This window comes from Rhodococcus sp. P4_B6 (genome assembly GCF_056402215.1).
Window position 1 is genome coordinate 1 of record NZ_JBFUHV010000386.1, and the last position, 2,563, is coordinate 2,563.

Here is a 2,563-nt window from a genome sequence, read left to right on the forward strand (position 1 = left end):
GGTCCCGCGGTCCCGCCCGATCCGAGTGATCGAGGTCTGCGCACTTGAGCGCCTCTGGGTACGCCGACCAATCGCCGATGAGCGCACCKGCCGGACAGTCAAGCTCAACATCGGTGGATCTGTCTACGACCCCACCGATCCGATCGGACGGCTGTTGTTCACGACGCTGCCGTGATCGCGGAGTTCGAGCCGACCCGGCCAGGGCTCGCACCCGAGAAGGGATGGCCGTCGCGAAAGCCAAAGGTCGGCTCCGCGGCAAGAAACCCAAGCTCAGCCCGCACCAGGAACCCCACCTCGTCGAGCTGCACCGCGCTGGCCGGCACACCACCACCGAACTAGCCGAACTGTTCAACGTCGCCCGATCCACCGTCTACCGCGCCATCCGACGCGCGGGAGTCGAGCCGTCCGCGACAGATTGACTCCGAGCTGTGGCCGGTGTTCACACGATGCCTACTAGCTTCGTCACGCTCTCCCAACGGGTTTCGACCTGATTGCCTCAACTCGGCTCAATCGTTGTTTTTACGCTGGAAACTACGGTCGGGCCCACCGGGTGATCACAGCTCGAGCACCCAAATTCGGCTCACTGGTCGACCCGGGTTCGCGCTGGCCGTGTGGATCGACAGAAATGACGATGGACGTGGCGGGATCCGCTAGCCTCGCAGACCGTTGCCCGACCCGAAAGGCAGCAAGGCTGTCTTCGACGCGCACTAGTACTACAGTCGCGTTTATTTTGATCTTGTCGGTGTGTCGGCTCAAGTTCCGAGAGTCGCAGGATGCATGGTCCGTGTGTGGGCGATGATGTGTGCGTGGCGCAGGTGCGGGTGTGGGCAGAGGGGCTCGCGGAGATCGATGCCTTGATCGGGCATCGTTTCGCCAGGTCCGAGCCCCGCAAGCATGCGGTGGAATATGTGCAGGGGTTGCTCTCGGGTGAGGAGCGGAAGAATTCGTGGACCCTGTCCGAGCGCGCGGGTGATCGGTTGCCGGACGGGATGCAGCGACTGCTCTCGACGGCGGACTGGGATCCCGACGCGGTCCGCGACGATGTCCGCGATTACGCGGTCGGGCACCTCGCGGATCCGTCCGGTGTGTTGATTCTCGACGAGACCGGGTTCTTGAAGAAGGGCACCCGCTCGGCCGGCGTGGCCCGGCAGTACTCGGGGACCGCGGGCCGGGTCGAGAATTGCCAGATCGGGGTGTTCTTGACCTATGCCACTGCGGCGGGTCGAACGCTGATCGACCGAGAGCTGTACCTGCCCAAAGCCTGGACCGACGACCGTGACCGGTGCGTGCAGGCCGGGATCCCCGCCGAGCGCGAGTTCGCGACCAAACCCGAGCTGGCGATCGCGATGCTCGAACGCGCCGTCGCCGCCGGCGTGCCGGCACGATGGGTCACCGGAGATGCCGTATATGGGCAGGTGCACCGGCTCCGTGCCCGTTGCGAGGAACTCGGATTGTCCTACGTGCTGGCTACTTCGGTGAACCAACGCGTCATCACCGTCGACGGCGCCGAGCTCCGGGTCGACGAGGCGATCGCGGCGGTGCCTGCCCAGGCGTGGCGGACCCGCTCGGCCGGTGACGGCGCGAAAGGTGAGCGACTCTACGACTGGGCGCGCACACCGGTGCGCGGGGTGAACTGGCCGACGGCGGTGTACTGGCTCCTGGCCCGTCGCAGTCGCACCGATCCGGAGGACCTGGCGTACTACCTGTGCCACTGCCCGGCGCGCACTACCTTGACCGAATTGGTCACCGTCGCCGGAACACGTTGGGCGATAGAGGAAACCTTCCAGACCGCGAAGGGCCAGACGGGCCTCGACCACTACCAGGTTCGGCAGTACGCGGGCTGGTACCGGCACATCACCCTCTCGATGCTCGCGCACACCTTCCTCACCGTCACTCGGTCAAAAAGGGGGCCCGAGAACCCGGCGACGACAGCGAGTTGATCGCACTGAGCGTCCCGGAGATCCGACGGCTGCTCTGCCTTCTGATCTGGACGTATCTACCCGACCCCCGCCACGTCCTCGCACGCTCCCACTGGCGCCGCCGCCATCAACACCGGGCCCGACAATGCCACTACCGAGCCCGAGGACACCTGTCCTAAACGCGACTGTAGTACTAGGGCATGTCTCCCAATAGTTTGAGCCATTCGACGATGCCGGCGAGGAGGAATCCAGCCCGGTAAGTCAGGGCAAGCTTGTCATGCCGGGTTGCCACCGCTCGCCACTGTTTTGCCTTGTTGAAGGCCCTTTCCACCACGTTGCGGCCCTTGTACGACTCGGCATCGAAGTTTGGTGGACGCCCGCCCGCGCTGCCCTTGTTCTTGCGGTTGGCCACCTGATCGGACTTCTCGGGAATGACCGCCTTGACGCCCTTGCTGCGTAGCAGTTCTCGATTGGCCTTGGATGTGTACGCCTTGTCGGCACGGACCTCGTCCGGGCGCGTACCGGGTGCGCCGCCACCGATGCGCGGCACGCAGATGCCCTCCAGGAGCGGGCCGAACATCGGGCTGTCGCCGGCCTGGCCAGGACCCACCAGCACCGACAAGGGACGTCCGTCGCCATCGCAC

Annotated in this window: 2 protein-coding genes and 1 pseudogene; 2 read left to right on the plus strand and 1 reads right to left on the minus strand. The window is 65.4% G+C overall.

What is annotated here, in order from left to right; all coding sequences use genetic code 11:
- Together AC1DWT_RS50765 and AC1DWT_RS50770 are read left to right on the plus strand one after the other, a co-directional pair.
- Positions 1-419: pseudogene (locus AC1DWT_RS50765) on the plus strand (helix-turn-helix domain-containing protein); the annotation flags it as partial.
- Between the two features lie 369 nt (positions 420-788).
- Positions 789-1,940 carry an IS701 family transposase gene (locus AC1DWT_RS50770; RefSeq protein WP_477926215.1) on the plus strand — a complete coding sequence of 384 codons (1,152 nt, stop codon included), beginning with the start codon at positions 789-791 and terminating at the stop codon, positions 1,938-1,940.
- A gap of 172 nt (positions 1,941-2,112) precedes the next feature.
- On the opposite strand, the gene AC1DWT_RS50775 is transcribed toward AC1DWT_RS50770, so the two are convergent.
- A partial coding sequence (locus tag AC1DWT_RS50775) for a transposase (RefSeq protein ID WP_477926216.1) occupies positions 2,113-2,563 on the minus strand: 451 nt, incomplete at its 5' end.